The following is a 15,260-nucleotide window of genomic DNA, read 5'->3' on the forward strand; positions in this document are numbered from 1 at the left end:
CAATCGCTACCCGGAAAGAAGCTGCGCTGTCAAGCCGCCGGAGGATGGAAATGATGTCTGGCAGGTTTTGAATGGCGCCGAACCGGGGGGTGTGGGAGTCCGCGTGAACCAAAACGATGCGTGACGCACGCCAGTTTTCTCCACAGAACAATCAGATGGACGACGCCGACGAGCCGGTTCATAACTGGTATCGCTTCGTACTGTCGTTTCCACCTCACCTGGTGCGCCACTACCTGCACCGGTTTGGCGTTTCGGAGCACCACTGTGTTCTCGACCCATTTTGCGGAACGGGGACGACCCTCGTCGAATGCAAGAAGCTCGGCATTCCCAGCGTCGGCATTGAAAGCAATCCCGTGGCCTGGTTTGCCAGCCGGACCAAGGTGGATTGGCGTCCAGACCCGGATGCGTTGTCAGTCCACGCTGAATGGGTTGCCGGCAAGACCTGGGCGGCACTTCGGGCGTCTGGCATTGCCGATGAGGCGTTTGGACTGTTTGCTGCGACGAATGGCAACCGCACTCCACCGCCTCTGGAACTCAGAGAGCTTCCACCGGAACAGATGGAGTTGCTGCTGACCAACTCCATAAGTCCGCTTCCTCTGCACAAAACCCTCGTTCTTCTCGAACATTTGCAGTCCTATGCCGATAGCCGTTGGCGCCACCACGAGTTGCTGGCGCTCGCCAGGGCCCTGGTTGAGTCCATCAGCAACCTCCGTTTCGGCCCGGAGGTGGGCGTGGGAGCCGTCAAGCCGGATGCGCCGGTCGTCAGCAGTTGGTTGGAGCGGGTCAGGTGCATGGCGCAGGATTTGCGCCAGATGCGTGGACGCGACACTCCGGCCCGGGTGTATCTCGCTGATGCGCGCCAACTTTTGGATGTGCTCCAGCCACAGTCCATTGATGTGGTCTTTACGTCACCGCCCTACCCGAACGAGAAGGACTACACCCGGACGACGCGCCTGGAGTCCGTTGTACTGGGTTTCATCCGGGATCGCGCCGATCTCAAGGCCCTCAAGCGCGGGTTGATTCGCTCAAACACGCGCGGAGTGACCAGCGAGGACGATGACGATAGCTGGGTCGCCGCCTGTCCGCACATCCAGGCCCTGGTGGAGAGCATCGAGGCACGCCGGCTGGAACTTGGCAAGACCAGCGGTTTTGAACGGCTCTACGGCCGGGTGACAAAGCTGTATTTTGGTGGAATGGTGCGCCATCTGTCCGAGTTGCGTCAGGTGCTGCGTCCTGGTGCACGCCTGGCCTATGTCGTTGGCGACCAGGCTTCGTATCTGCGCGTGCTGATCCGTACGGGACAAATCCTGGCCGAACTGGCGCAGGACCTGGGCTACGAGGTGGAAAGCATCGATCTCTTTCGCACGCGGCTGGCAACGGCAACCCGCGAACTGCTGCGTGAGGAAGTCGTTGTCCTGCACTGGCCAGGTGCGCGGAATGCCTTCGGCAGCACATCCAAGGCCCGGAGCCTGCCAAACGCGCGCAACGGAGGCGTCATGACGAAAGAATACGCCAGCATTGTGGAACATATCTTCAGGGAGAATTACAAGCCGGGGGCGACGGAATTCAGCTTTACGCGGGCTGACATCGTCAGGGCAGCTCAGGCGTCGGGGGTGGAACTGCCGAAGAATCTGGGTGACGTCATCTACAGCTTCCGCTACCGCACCCCCATGCCGCCATCGGTATCCAGCACTGCACCGCCCGGCAAAGCATGGATGATTCGGCCGGCTGGAAGGTCACGCTATCGCTTTGTGCTGGTGAACGCTGATTTGGCACGCATTGTGCCTGACCCGAACCTCACGGAGACAAAAATACCTGATGCCACGCCGGGACTGGTCAGCCGCTATGCTTTGGACGACGAACAAGCCCTGTTGGCCAGGGTGCGTTACAACCGGCTGATAGATATGTTCACCGGTACGGTTTGTTACTCCCTGCAGAATCACCTGCGCACGACTGTGCCAGGCATCGGACAAATCGAAACCGACGAACTGTATGTCGGTGTGGACAAGCACGGCGTGCATTACGTCTTTCCCGTTCAGGCCAAAGGCAGCCACCCAAAAGGCCGTCAGGAACAAGCCAGCCTGGTTCAGGTTGAGCAGGACGCTGCGATGTGCGCCAGAAAGTTTCCGGGCCTGCTTTGCCGGCCGATCGTGGCGCAGTTCATTCAACCCGATCTGGTTGCCTTGCTGATGTTTGGCAGGACGGACAGCGGTGAGTGGGTCCTGATGGCGGAGAAACACTACCGCCTGACGCCTGCTGACCAGGTGACACCGGAGGATTTGCAACGCTACCGCGAGCCGCTTGAAAACTGAAGGAACCGGACTGTGCCGTTTTGCCGGGTTGATGCCCGTGAACATGCGCTACGTTGGGAAGCCAGGCTTTGAATGATAAGCTCTACGCCGCGAATGCCGTTTGGAACCTGCCGGGGAAGTGTGGCTGCTCGTCATTGCATCATCAGGATCATCGGGTGTGCCGGACTGGCGCTGGTCCTGACCGTCCTGCCGGGGTGTCTGCCCTTCGCGCCGTCGGCTTCGGGAGAACGGGCGTCTGAAGGGAAGGCGTCGCCAACCCGTACCGTGACGGACAGCAGCGGCCGCCAGCTCGTGCTGCCGGCCAAACCGCAGCGCATCGTGTCGCAGACGGTGGCAACCGATGAAATCCTGCTCGCGCTGGTCGCACCGGAACGCCTTGTGGCCCTGAGTCATCTGGCGGACGATGCGCGCTACAGCTACTGCGCCGACCGCGCCAGGCTCGTCGCCGGTCGCTGTGGATCCAGCGCCGAGGTCATTCTTCAGTTGCAGCCTGATCTTATCTTTGTCGCCAGCTACAGCCGGGCGGAACTCGTGGAACTGCTGAGCGCTGGCGGGGCCCCGGTCTATCGGTTGACCAAGTTCGGCGGTCTGGCCGACATCCGAGCCAACATCCGTGCCATTGGCGAAGCGGTTGGGGAAACGGCGGCGGCCGAAGCCCTCGTGGCCGGGATGGACCGCCGCTTTGCGGCCCTTGGCGAACGGGCGCGGCAGCGTGGACGGCCGCTACGGATGCTGTCCTTTGGCGGGTCACACTTCACCGCCGGCACGGAGACAACCTTCGATGACCTGGTACGCGCCGTTGGAGGCGTCAACGTCGCCGCCGAACAGGGCATCGTCGGTTTTCGCCAGATCAGTTCCGAGCAGCTTCTGGCGTGGCGGCCCGATGTCATTGTGGTGAGCGCCGAGTCGGGCAAGGAAGATGCGGTTCGCCGGCAGTGGCTGGAAGACCCGGCCGTGGCGGCGGCCGTCGGCCGGGACCCCAACCGTCTGGTGGTGGTGGAAAGCCGCGCGCTGACGACCGTCTCCCAGCATCTTGCCGACGCCGCCGAGCATCTCGAAGCCCGGCTTTTCCCATCTGCGGAACGCCCCTGACAACTGTCCTGCAACCTGGCCGCACCATGAGATTCCCACTGAAACTTCGCCTCTGTTGCCTGTGGATGCTTCTCTTGGCCGCTCTCTCCGGCCTTTCTGTGACGGTTGCCCGGGGACAGACGCCCACTGCGCCTGTCAGCGATACCACGCCGGCAGGCACGCCGACCGTTGCGCCGCCCTTTCCCATCCAGCCGCCATTTCCGTTTGCCGTAGGCGAGAAGCTGACGTATGAGTTCAGTCTTTCGCGCTTCCCGCTGTCCGGCAAACTGGGGGAGTTGGTGCTGTCTGTGGTTTCACTCGATCAAGCCCAGCCTGCAAGAGCCGCACTTGTGGCCCAGCTCAAGCCGGAAATTGGGCCGTGTCCACTGCCGTCAGCGGGAATTGCCTTCCACGCCCAGGCCCGGACGCGCGGATTTCTTCCGGCGCTGCTGCGGTTGGACGTGCGGAATGAATACCTTTCCGTAGTCGAGTCCACTGATCTGGGGCTGCTTTATAACCAGCGCACACTGCGCGAGCGCGAGCGCCAGCGCCTCCAGATGACCTGCCAGGCCCGCACGGACGGAAAGCGCGTGGTGCTGGAACAGAACGGCGAAGGGGCGGTCAACACCCGGACGCTTCCGGCCCGGAGCTGGACGACCGACCTGCAAACCTTCTGGTACGTCCTGCGTACGCATCCGCTCACACCCGGCGCGGTCATCCCGATGGTGTTGACAGAAGATGACCGCATCTATGACCTGCCGGTGGTGGTGACGCCAGAGGTGGCACGTATCCAGACCAGTGCCGGAACCTTTCGCGCCCGCAAGCTGGAACTCAAGGCTTACGAGTCCGGCTTTACCCGTTACAAGGGAAGCTTTCTGCTCTGGGTGTCAGAAGATGCCGCGCGTCTGCCGGTGCAGGTACAGTTCAAGGCGCGGGGCGTGACGGTGACAGGCGAGTTGGTAGGCTATACGCTGCTCCGCCCGGAGCTGCGTCCCGAACGGCGGCGCTAGTTCCGGTGGCGCTGCCAAAATCCGGCCGGAGAAACCGAAAATCTGAATGCCTGTCCGAATTTTCGGTCAGGGAAGCCCGGTCTCCACGTGGCTTCCGACGCCGACCGACAGGCCCGCCTGCCCGCCGTACTGTCTGGGATACGTGTGTTTGCTTACCTTTTGCGGCGTTTGGTCGGCTGGGTTATCGGGGGGGGCGCGTTTTGGTACTTGATTTGCCTGCTTATAAGGTATAAGTAAGTTGTCCCTGCAAAACGTATCGCTTGGCCGGTTTCCGGCGTCAACCTTCCCTCAGCCGCCAGGGAAACCGCCATTTCTGATGTGGGGCAACCGAAATCCACAGTTTGAGGACGATTTAGATGACCACCTGTGCATCTCCTTTCACAACACGGTGGGGGCGCTGGTCCTGGTTATTCCTGCTGGCGCTGTGCTTGGGGACATTGGGCTTCAGCGCCGTGGCCCAGATTGGGACGGGGACCATCCGCGGCACCGTGACCGATGAGCAGGGTGCGGCGATTGCCGGGGCAACGGTGACGCTGACCAATCCGGCAACGGGCACGACCCGCACCCAAACCACAAACGAGGCCGGCACCTTTTCCTTCACGGGCGTTCCGGCGGCAACCTATACGCTGAAAGTCGAAGCCACAAACTTCAAAGTCTATGAACAGCCGGACATCCGCGCGCGGGTGGACGGCAGTACAACCGTGGGCGTGGTGCTGTCGGTGGGTGAGGCGACGGAAACCGTCACCGTGACGGGCAGCGGCTCCGAAGCCATCGTCAACCGCCAGGACGCCAGTATCGGCAACACAATTGCCCAGCGGCAGATTCTCGAACTGCCCCTGGCCGCGCGCAACATTGCCGGTCTGCTCAGCTTGCAGCCGGGTGTGGCCCCGGACGGCTCGGTGAGCGGGTCGCGCAGCGACCAGGGCAATATCACGCTCGATGGCGTGGACATCAACGAGCAGCAGAACAACAGTGCCTTTGCGCCTGTGCTGCGCACCTCGCCGGAATCGGTTGAGGAGTTCCGGGTCACGGTGAGCAACCCGAACGCCAACCAGGGACGGTCGTCGGGGGCGCAGATCTCCCTCGTCACCAAGAGCGGCACCAACGAGTTTCACGGCTCGGCCTTTTTCTTCCACCGTCCGACAATCGGCAACGCCGGCAACTGGTTCACCAACGCCATCGGGCAGCGGACACCACGGGTGTTGCAGAACGTCTTTGGGGGTGCGATTGGCGGGCCCATCGTCAAGGACCGGTTCTTCTTCTTTTACAACTACGAAGGACGGCGTGACCGCTCGCAGCAGTCAGTGTTGCGCGTCGTTCCCCTGCCGCACCTGGGACGGGGCGAACTGCGGTTCAATGCCGTCATTGCGGCTACCGGGGCGCCAGTCGGCATTCAGACGTTGACGGCGGCGCAGATCAGCCAGGCGTTTCCGGCACTGGCGGCCGCAGGCGGCGGTTCGGCGCTGAATCCGGCAGCGGTGGCGTACCTGGCACAGGCGGCCAGTCGCTATCCGGCAAACGACGCTGGTGCCGGGGATGGCGTCAATACTGGCGGTTTTCGTTTCAATGCGCCGACGCCATTTGACTTCAATGCCCATATCGGACGGCTCGACTGGAAGGTGGACAACGCCGGCCGGCACACGCTGTTTGCCCGCGCCAACGTGCAGTATGACGTGCAAAACCAGACCTCCTTTTTCCCCGACACTCCGGCGCAGCGTCTCTGGTCGCACCCGGTTGGCATTGCGGCCGGCTACACGTGGAACATCAGCAACCGCTGGACAAATGTCTTCCGCTATGGTCTGACCCGCTTCGCCACCAGTCAGCAGGGTGATACGGCGCAGAACTTTATCAATTTCCGGTTCGTGTTCCAGCCAACCTTCAATGCCCGGACGCTCGACCGGATCGTACCGACACACAACTTCACGAATGACACGACGTATGTGTTTGGCGACCATACGTTTCAGTTCGGGACCAACATCCGCATCATTCGCAACCGGCGGACGGGTTTTGGGCAGGCTTTTGATTTTGGGGTCATCAACCCGATTTTCTACGCCCAAAGCCTGACAGCTCCCATCAACACCTTTGCCATCAACAACCTGGGGCTGGCCATCCAACCCGGCCGGGCCGTGCCGGTGCGGGATGCCGTCAATGCGCTCATCGGGCGCATCAACCAGTACACGGTTTTCCTGACCTACGATCAGCAGGGGCGCCTGCTTCCGGCCGGCACCCCTACGGAGCGGTCATTTGCGGCTGAGGAGTATGACTTCTACTTCCAGGACATCTGGCGCATCCGGCCGAACCTCACGCTGACCTACGGCATCCGCTACGGCTTGAGCCGGCCCGTGTATGAGCAAAACGGCTTCCAGGCCGGCACGAACATTCCGCTGGGTGATTTCCTGCGGGGACGGGCGATTGGCGCTGCGCAGGGGCGGCCATTCAACGACCTCATCACCATCCGGCTGGCTGGCCCGGCCAATGGCGGCGATCCGCTCTACCAGTTTGCCTACAACAACTGGCAGCCACGGGTAGCCATAGCGTGGACGCCCGATTTCAAAGAAGGTTTCTGGGGCAAGCTCTTTGGCAGCCGCCAGCAGTCGGTCTTTCGCGCCGGTTTTGCCCTGACCAACGACTACTTCGGACAGCAGATTGCCGTGCAGTTTGACCAGCGCAACACGCTGGGCTTTGTCCAGCAGCAGCAGACATCCTTTGCGCAGTTCCGACTTACAGGTCCGCCTTTTGCGCCACTCTTTACGGCGCAGGGGCAGAACTTCCGCAACTTCCCCGGCATCAACCCGCTGCCCCAGTTGCGTTTTCCGCTAACCCAGCCAGACGATGGCCAGCAGCGGATCGAGCAGTCCATTGACCAGACAACCCGCCTTCCCCGCAGCTTCAGTTGGAACTTCTCGTATGGGCGGGAGCTTCCAGGCGGTTTGTTCTTTGAAGCCTCGTACATCGGACGATTGGGGCGGAATCTGCTCGCGCAGCGCGATGTCATGGCGCTCAACAACCTTGTCGATCCGCGCACCGGTGTGGACTGGTACACTGCGGCCGGTCAGCTTGAAGACCTCCGCCGTAACAACACGCCGATTTCGCAGATTCCCAACATTCCGTACTTCAACAACATTCTCTTTCCGGGAATTCTGGCCAACCTCTTTGCTGGCTTTGGCGGCATCCAGGCCGGTATGACGAACAGCCAGGCCATCTATGCCATGCTTCAAAATCCAAGTGCGTGGGGGCTGCTGGGTCCGGCTGACTGGACAACCATCCAGCTCATTCTCAACAACAGCCCGCGCCCTGGTGGCTACGGCATCAGTGGCATCTCTCCGTTGGGTGAGGACCTGTTTTTCCATCCGCAGTACGGCGCTCTCAACACGATTGGGAGCTTCGGCACGTCGGATTACCACGGGTTGGCCATCACGGTCCGCCAGCGGTACAAGAACTACCTGACGTGGGATTTCAACTACACGTTCTCGAAGTCGCTCGATGATGCCTCCGGGCTTCAGACGGCGGGCTTTTTCGGCGGGGGCGGGTTTGTGCTCAATCCGTTCCGGCAGCGTGACAACCGGGCGGTCTCGAACTTTGATCTCCGTCACGTCATCAATGCCAACTTTGTTGTGCAGCTTCCCTTTGGGCGCGGGCGGGCCTTCTTTGGGAACGTTTCGCGCCTTGTGGATGCGTTCATCGGTGGCTGGCAGCTTGGCGGTATTGCCCGGTACAACTCCGGGCGGGTGGCCGGCGCGGCGACGGGCGACGGTACGGCCTATGCCACCAACTGGCAGGTGCCGAGCAATGCCGTGCGCATCCGGCAGATTTCATCTTCGCCGACGCGCGGCAACAACCCCAACCTCTTCCGCGATCCGGTCTTTGCCTCCCAGAGCTTCCGCAGCGCCAGACCCGGCGAGACCGGCGAGCGCAACATCTTCCGGTTTCCAGGCTTCGCCAACCTCGACGCCAGCCTGGCCAAGAGCTTCACCATGCCGTGGAGCGAAAACCAGTCACTTCAGTTCCGGTGGGAGGTGTTCAACGTGACCAACTTCCAGCCGTTTGACGGAGTGCAGACTTTGGCGACGCCAACCGATCCCTTCCGCAGCCAGCCGCTGCCCAACTTTGGGCGGCTCACGTCCGTGCAGAACCCACCCCGGTTCATGCAGTTCGTGCTGCGGTATGTGTTCTAAATCCAGAAACAATGGCCACTGACTCTGTCGGGGGTGCTCTGCACCCCCATTTTTTTCTCTGGTTCGATGCGTCAGGAAGACAGCCTGATTCCGGGCCACCGTGGCCGACCAGCCCTGGTTGACGTGTCCAACCGCTTGCCTATAGCTTATTTCCCAGCCATCGTAAAAAACCCTCAGTGCTGTACGCCACCGCTCACCTGACGCTATCCCGACGCCCCTGCTTTGGCGGACGTGTTTGTTATGCCTGCTCTTGGGACGTTCCTTGCCCACTACGAAATCTATGAAAAGCTCGGCGCCGGTGGGATGGGGGAGGTCTATCGGGCGCGCGACACCAAGCTCAACCGGGATGTGGCGATCAAGGTTCTGCCGCCGCACCTGGCCAGCGACCAGGAAATCCGGTTGCGGTTTGAACGCGAGGCCCGCGCCATTGCGCAGTTGTCGCATCCCAACGTACGCGCCATCTATGACTTTGATGTGGTAGGGGAGACGGCCTTTGCCGTCATGGAATATCTCGAAGGGGAATCCCTGCGTGCGCGGCTGCGGCGCGGTCCGATTCCCCTGGCCGACGGCGTCCGTCTGGGTGTGTCCATTGCCGAGGGGCTGGCGGCCATCCATCAGAAAGGCATCATTCACCGCGACCTCAAGCCGGAGAACATCTTTCTGACGACCGACGGGCAGATCAAGATTCTCGATTTCGGCGTGGCCCGGGTGGTGAAGTCAACGGCCATTTCTGAAGATGAAGAAACCCGGCATGACAGCGATACCTTCAGCACCTTGCCGGGCATGGTCGTCGGCACGGTGGGGTACATGTCGCCGGAGCAGGTGCGCGGTGCGGCGCTTGACGGGCGCAGCGACATTTTCGCGCTCGGCTGTGTGCTCTTTGAAGTCTTTACCGGGCAGCGTGCCTTTCAGGGCGCAACCCCGGTGGAGGTCACGGCCTCAATCCTGCGGGATGATCCCTTTGAGCAGCTCGATAACACGAAATCGCTTCCGGCTGATCTCAGGCAGGTGCTCGTCCGGTGTTTGCAGCGCCATCCGGCACAGCGCTTCCAGAGCGCCCAGGATTTGGCTTTCGTCCTGCGAACCCTGCTGCTGAGGCTTTCCGAAAAAACCAGGCTGGACCTGTCCACACAGCCCGCCGACAAGTCAGCGTCACCGCTGCCGACGACGCGCAGGCTGCTCCCGGCAACGGCGCTGAACCGCTCCCGGACGCTCTGGTGGATGGGTGGTACTCTGCTGTCGGTTGTGTTGCTGGGGAGCATGGTGGCGTTTCTCTGGAGCGGCCGGTCGAGGCCGCTGTTTTTGACCTATGCCTACCTGACCAACGCCGGAAGCGACACGTCGCCGGCGTGGTCGCCGGATGGGCAGAGCCTGGCTTTTGCTTCCCGGCGCGATGGACGGCAGCGCATCTGGGTCAAGCGCATCACCGGTGAGTCCGTCGAGGTGGCCATTACGGACGGCGATGACAGCCGCCCGCGCTATTCGCCCGACGGCCAGCAGATAGCCTTCATCCGCCAGATGGATGATGGCGCGGCGGCGCTTTACGTCGTGTCGTCGCTGGGCGGTGAGCCGCGCCTAATTGCGAGGGAAGCCGTGGATGCCGACTGGGCACCGGATGGCCGCCGGTTGTGCCTGACCCGGTGGGTGCGGGGGCAGGGCGTCACCTCGACCCTGCTGGAACAGGTGGAAAGTGACGGAAGCAACCTGCGCACCATTGCCCGATTGGAGGGCTTGCGGCTGCGCTGCCCGCGCTGGTCGCCGGATGGACAGTACATTGCGCTGGTCAAGGATGTGGTTGCCGGCAACGTCTTCTCGCCGGTGGTTCTGGTCAAGGTCTCCACCGGCGAAGCGCGCCAGCTTAACCCAAAGGAGCGTGGTGGCTATCTGTCGAGTCCGGCCTGGCTGGAAGACAGTTCGGCCGTGGTGGCCATCCAGGCCACGTCACCGGAAGCGCCGAACATCATCACCCCGGCGCGGGTGCTGGTGTTTGACGTACGGACGGAGGAGTGCCGTACCGTTGCCGCACTCCCGCACGATGCACCGGTATGTGATCTGCGGAATGGAAAGCTGGTTTATGAAGCGCGCTCGCGGCGCGGCAATCTCGTGGAGGTACGGCTTGGCACCCGCCCCAACGACATGCCCCAGATGCGGGTCCTGGCCCGGGGCACAAGCATTGACCGCCAGCCGCGCTACACACCGGACGGCAAAGGGTTGGTGTTTACGTCCAACCGCACCGGCAACAACGACATCTGGCAGCTTGATTTCGGCAGTGGACGCCTCCGCCCGCTGACCACCCACCCGGACACCGACTGGGACCCCGCAGTGGCGCCGGATGGCACGGCCCTGTACTGGAGTTCCAACCGCAGCGGAACATTTGAAATCTGGACGGCCAACCCGGACGGCACGCGCGGCCGGGCGCTGACGGCGTTTGGCGCCAGCGCCCAGAACCCAACCGTATCACCTGACGGCAAAGAGGTCTTCTTCACGGTGAGCGATCATCCCCAGTATGGTCTGTGGCGCATGAAAACCGATGGCTCCGGTGGCCAGCGTCTGGTGGCCGAGATGCCCGCCCGGTGGCCGGAAGTCTCCCCTGATGGGCAGTACCTGCTCTACGTGACCACTATGAAGGAAGGCACCGGCAATGCCATCCGGGTCGTCCGCACGGCAGATGGCGAACAGGTCTTTTCCATTGAGGTCGGACTGGGCGGTTTGAGCCACGGGCGGGCCCGGTGGTCCCCGGATGGAAAGCAGATCGCCTGGGTTTCAACCATCGGCACTGGCGGTATTTTCATTCAGAATTTTCGTCCCGGAACCGACACCAGCCGCACGCGCCGCCAGCTCGTTGGAGACATCTTTGGGTCGCCGCCGGAAAGTTTTGCTTTTTCACCTGATGGCCGGGCGTTGGTTGTCGCCGCCAGTGATGATGCCCCCAACCTGATGCTGTGTGTCGGGCTTCCAGACCTGACACCCTCCGGGGCACTGGGTCTGCTGAGCCGATGACCGCACTCGATTGGGCTGTCATCGCCGCCTACTTTGCCTACCTCATTGTGGATGGCCTCCGCGCCGGCCGGCGTGGACAGACCTCGGACGGCTACTTTCGGGCCGACCGGAGTCTGGGCTGGTGGACGGTCGGGCTGTCGGTGATGGCCACCCAGCTTTCGGCCATCACGCTCGTGGGCGCCACCGGACAGGGCTACACTGATGGACTGCGCTTCGTACAGTTTTACTTTGCGCTTCCCATCGCCATGGTCATCCTGTGCGTCACCGCCGTACCGGGCTTTCACCGGGCCAATGTCTTCACGGCCTACGAGTTTCTGGAACGGCGCTTCGATGCGCGGACGCGCGCGCTCACCAGCCTCTTTTTTCTGCTGTCGCGGGGGTTGGCCACTTCCGTCGTCATTGCCGCGCCGGCCGTGGTGTTGTCCGTCGTGCTGGGCTGGCCGGAAACCTTCACGGTTTTGGCTATGGGCGTCGTCACGACGCTCTACACCGTTCTGGGTGGCGTGCGCGCTGTGGCGTGGAACGATGTCAAACAGATGGTGGTGATTCTGGTCGGGCTGGCGGCGATGCTGTTGGTATTGGTTGCCAAGCTCCCGCCATCGGTTTCGTTGTGGGATGGGCTGCACGTGGCCGGGGCTACGGGACGCCTCACGGCTGTGGTCTGGTCATTGGACTGGCGCGAGAAGTACACCGTCTGGTCAGGGCTGCTGGCCTCGCTGTTTCTGTTTCTGTCTTACTTTGGCTGTGACCAAAGCCAGGTGCAGCGGTATCTGGCCGCGGCTTCGGTGGATGCCGCGCGCCGGTCGCTGCTGCTCAATGCCTTCGTGAAAATTCCCCTCCAGGCAGCCGTGCTGCTGATTGGGGTGCTGATGTTCGTTTTTTACGTCTTTGCGCCGGCGCCGCCGCTCGTGTTTGCCGGAAACGTGGAACTGGCGAATGAAGCCGCACGCCAGACCTACGCCCAGCTTGCGGCCGACTACGCTGTAGCAACGGATGAACGGCGGCAGGCGGCCCTTCGCTACGTGGCCGTCCGGCGGGAACATGCGGCGGCGGCAGCCTCTGCTGAAACAGCTTTTCTGGAAGCGCAGGCGCGGTGTGACGCTCTGCACCGGGCGGCTACGAAGCTTCTGTCCGAGGCGACCGGCCGCCCCTACGACGACACCAACCACATTTTCCCGACCTTTGTCCTGTCCCAGCTTCCGACGGGGCTGGTGGGGTTGATGCTGGCGGCCATCTTTGCCGCGGCCATGTCCACGAGCGCCGGGGAACTCAACGCACTGGCCACGACAACGGCGCTGGATATGTACCATCGGTGGTGGGCGCCGGAAGCGTCTGAGGCCGAGCTGGTCAGGGTTGGCAGGCTGGCAACGGCATTCTGGGGCGGCTGGGCCTGTGTCGGCGCGCTCTATGCGACGCATCTCGGCTCGCTCATTGAAGTTGTCAACCGCTTTGGCTCGTGGTTTTACGGGGCCCTGCTGGGCGTTTTTGTGCTGGCCGTGGCTGACCCACGGGCCGATGGACAGGGTGCTATCAGCGGGCTTTTGCTGGGGATGGGCGTCGTCTGGGTGTTGGCGGCAACCGATCTGGTCGCTTTTCTCTGGCTCAACGCCGTGGGCTGTCTGGTAACGTGCGTCGTTGGCGTCATCGTCAGCCGCATCCGCTGGTCTGGCCGGCGGGAGAAGCAGTAGCCGGGAGAAACCATGTGGAGATCAGGTTTTCAGAAAACCATACCGGCTCGCCGGTTGGTTGCTTGTCCGTGGGTTGGCATCCGACATTCCCGTGACTGGGGATTGGAACGGGGATGGTGTGGAAACAGTGGGGATTTTTCGTCAGGGGCAGTTCTTTCTCAGAAACAGCAACACCCCCGACTTTTGCCGATGTGCCGGTGGTGGTCATCACCGGAACGCAGCCCGGAGACCTGCCTCTGGCGGGCGACTGGGACAGCGATGGACGCGATACGCCAGGTGTTTTCCGGGCAACGGCGCAGAGCGCCCAGTTCTTTTTGAGCAGTGCCAATGCTTCGGGGCCACTGCCGGTGCCAATCAACTACGGGCTGGTCAGTGACCGCCCGGTGGTTGGTAAGTGGCGGTAGGGGAAATGTAGCCTGGTGGCTGGACATCCTCCCCGGCTTGAAGGCCGAGGCTTGCCGCGCAACTGGTCAGGCAGGCTCCAGTTAGGTTCAAATTCAGCCAAGAAATCAAACGCTGCCTGCCTGGCCTTTCTTCATCAGAAAAAAGCACCAAACCAGTTTTGTAACTTGCTTGGAACAGGGAAGAATCTGCTGTTCTGTAAAAAATCAAAACAGACCAGAATTAATTTACTTTTCTTGGACTCAGAGAAAAAACGAGAGGATGTATGCGAGGATATATGCAATGATTAGGAAAACTATAGACAGGATATTTCTTGCCTCGATATTGTTAACAAAAAGAACAGGAATCCCAATAATCAATAAGATTAACATTACTGCTGTCACACCAGAGGAAGAAAAAGTTTGCGTTTTTTTTACAGGGTTATTTTTCTCCATCATCAATTGTTTTTCTGTATAGAGAACTACCTTTTCTTTTTTTGCCAAATGCCCTGTAATCCCTATGAAAGTAATGAAAGTAAAAAAATTGAAAATATATTGAGCGATAAAAAAGTATACAACATTCGCTGTGTTACCGAAGAACAGAATCATAGAGATACCGAAGAAAATAAAAGAATTAATCAAAGAAAAAATTAATGTGAGAAAACTTAGCCGTTTAGGCTTTTTCAGTTTTGCCTCTGTCGGAGCTCGAAAGACAACCTCCCATCCCGACTCCACCAACTCCTTAATGCGCTGATCAAGCAAGGGTGATGTGGAGCCTGTGAATTGAACTACATTAGCAGCCGTAGAGAGTGATTGACTGGTCTGTAAGTCCCTGCCGCAAAACTGGCAGACAATGGCTTCGGCTTTGATGGTTTCCGCGCAATATGGACATTTCCTTACGGCTTCATTTTCCTCTGCCTTGTGTGCTGGTTGTAATGGAGTCTCAAATTGCTGCGGAGGAGTAGGATAGGGATCAACCTGAATATCAGTTGCCGGAGATACCAAAGGCTTCAGTTTGGCCAGGCTGTTTTGTGCAATTTCGTTGTCGGGATTGATGGATAGCACATGCTCCAAAATCTTCTGTCTTTCCTCATCTGAGCCAACAACAGTGGTCATCCATAACCAGGCTGTCTCATTCCGGGGATCGGTTTGCAGTACCTGATTGAGCAGTTGCCCGCCAGTGTTTTTGTCACCGGCTTTGATAGCCGCAATGGCTTGTTCGAGAGTGTCTGACATTGGGCAAACTCCTTCCCGGTTCGATGTTTCAATCCAATTCCCGATGACACGTTCTTTGTAAGCAAGGCTATCGTGTTTGCCTTTGGTCATCTTCCCGGCTGTGAAGCCCGGTCCTTCCAGTCAGCAGGCGTGCACGGAAACCGAACGCCTGCTGCTTCTGCAGGGAGGCACTTCAGCCGCCTTCGATACCCAAAAGCGAGGGAGCAACCAATGCTGTGAGCTGGACGGCGTTTATTGTTATTGCCCGTTATCCTGGTGTCAAGGGCGGATTTGCCCGGACGCTGCGGCGTGCCGTTGTTGACAGGGGCCAGTCCGGCAACCAGAGGTCAGCCGTGCTTGTCCGGGCATGGCAGTAGTCCGCTTGGCTGCCAGCCCATCAGTTGGATGG

Annotated in this window: 8 protein-coding genes; 7 read left to right on the forward strand and 1 reads right to left on the reverse strand. The window is 60.6% G+C overall.

From position 1 onward, the window contains the following. Window positions 1–116 precede the first annotated feature (116 nt). The 7 genes from J8C01_RS15655 (at window position 117) to J8C01_RS12655 (ending at window position 13,660) form a co-directional block, all read left to right on the forward strand. Window positions 117–2,312, forward strand: a complete 2,196-nt coding sequence (locus J8C01_RS15655) for a DNA methyltransferase (protein ID WP_371821118.1) — start codon at window positions 117–119, stop codon at window positions 2,310–2,312. 120 nt (window positions 2,313–2,432) lie between these two features. Continuing rightward, window positions 2,433–3,404, forward strand: a complete 972-nt coding sequence (locus J8C01_RS12630; RefSeq protein ID WP_211433187.1) for an ABC transporter substrate-binding protein — start codon at window positions 2,433–2,435, stop codon at window positions 3,402–3,404. Window positions 3,405–3,502: 98 nt separating this feature from the next. Next, on the forward strand, window positions 3,503–4,393 hold the full coding sequence (locus J8C01_RS12635) for a DUF3108 domain-containing protein (RefSeq protein ID WP_211433188.1): 891 nt from the start codon (window positions 3,503–3,505) through the stop codon (window positions 4,391–4,393). A gap of 356 nt (window positions 4,394–4,749) precedes the next feature. Continuing rightward, window positions 4,750–8,568 (forward strand): TonB-dependent receptor, encoded by a 3,819-nt coding sequence (locus tag J8C01_RS12640; protein ID WP_211433189.1) that lies wholly within the window; start codon window positions 4,750–4,752, stop codon window positions 8,566–8,568. A 240-nt stretch (window positions 8,569–8,808) separates the two neighbouring features. Then, the gene (locus J8C01_RS12645) at window positions 8,809–11,568 is read left to right on the forward strand and encodes a protein kinase domain-containing protein (RefSeq protein ID WP_211433190.1); all 2,760 of its coding nucleotides are present in this window, start codon (window positions 8,809–8,811) and stop codon (window positions 11,566–11,568) included. Further along, the gene (locus J8C01_RS12650; protein WP_211433191.1) at window positions 11,565–13,256 is read left to right on the forward strand and encodes a sodium:solute symporter family protein; all 1,692 of its coding nucleotides are present in this window, start codon (window positions 11,565–11,567) and stop codon (window positions 13,254–13,256) included. Before J8C01_RS12645 ends, J8C01_RS12650 begins: the two co-directional genes overlap by 4 nt. Before the next feature lie 113 nt (window positions 13,257–13,369). Continuing rightward, window positions 13,370–13,660: a hypothetical protein gene (locus J8C01_RS12655; protein WP_211433192.1), complete on the forward strand. Its 291-nt coding sequence runs from the start codon at window positions 13,370–13,372 to the stop codon at window positions 13,658–13,660. A gap of 240 nt (window positions 13,661–13,900) precedes the next feature. Here J8C01_RS12655 and J8C01_RS12660 read toward each other — a convergent pair whose 3' ends face one another. Beyond that, window positions 13,901–14,872, reverse strand: a complete 972-nt coding sequence (locus tag J8C01_RS12660; RefSeq protein ID WP_211433193.1) for a zinc ribbon domain-containing protein — start codon at window positions 14,870–14,872, stop codon at window positions 13,901–13,903. Between the last annotated feature and the right edge of the window lie 388 nt (window positions 14,873–15,260).

This window comes from Chloracidobacterium sp. D (assembly GCF_018304685.1).
GTDB classification, from domain to species: domain Bacteria; phylum Acidobacteriota; class Blastocatellia; order Chloracidobacteriales; family Chloracidobacteriaceae; genus Chloracidobacterium; species Chloracidobacterium thermophilum.

Coding starts and splice junctions, on each gene's coding strand:
- J8C01_RS15655 (WP_371821118.1), top strand. CDS start 117: ATGCGTGACGCACGCCAGTTTTCTCCACAGAACAATCAGATGGACGAC.
- J8C01_RS12640 (WP_211433189.1), top strand. CDS start 4,750: ATGACCACCTGTGCATCTCCTTTCACAACACGGTGGGGGCGCTGGTCC.
- J8C01_RS12645 (WP_211433190.1), top strand. CDS start 8,809: ATGCCTGCTCTTGGGACGTTCCTTGCCCACTACGAAATCTATGAAAAG.
- J8C01_RS12650 (WP_211433191.1), top strand. CDS start 11,565: ATGACCGCACTCGATTGGGCTGTCATCGCCGCCTACTTTGCCTACCTC.
- J8C01_RS12655 (WP_211433192.1), top strand. CDS start 13,370: ATGGTGTGGAAACAGTGGGGATTTTTCGTCAGGGGCAGTTCTTTCTCA.
- J8C01_RS12660 (WP_211433193.1), bottom strand. CDS start 14,872: ATGTCAGACACTCTCGAACAAGCCATTGCGGCTATCAAAGCCGGTGAC.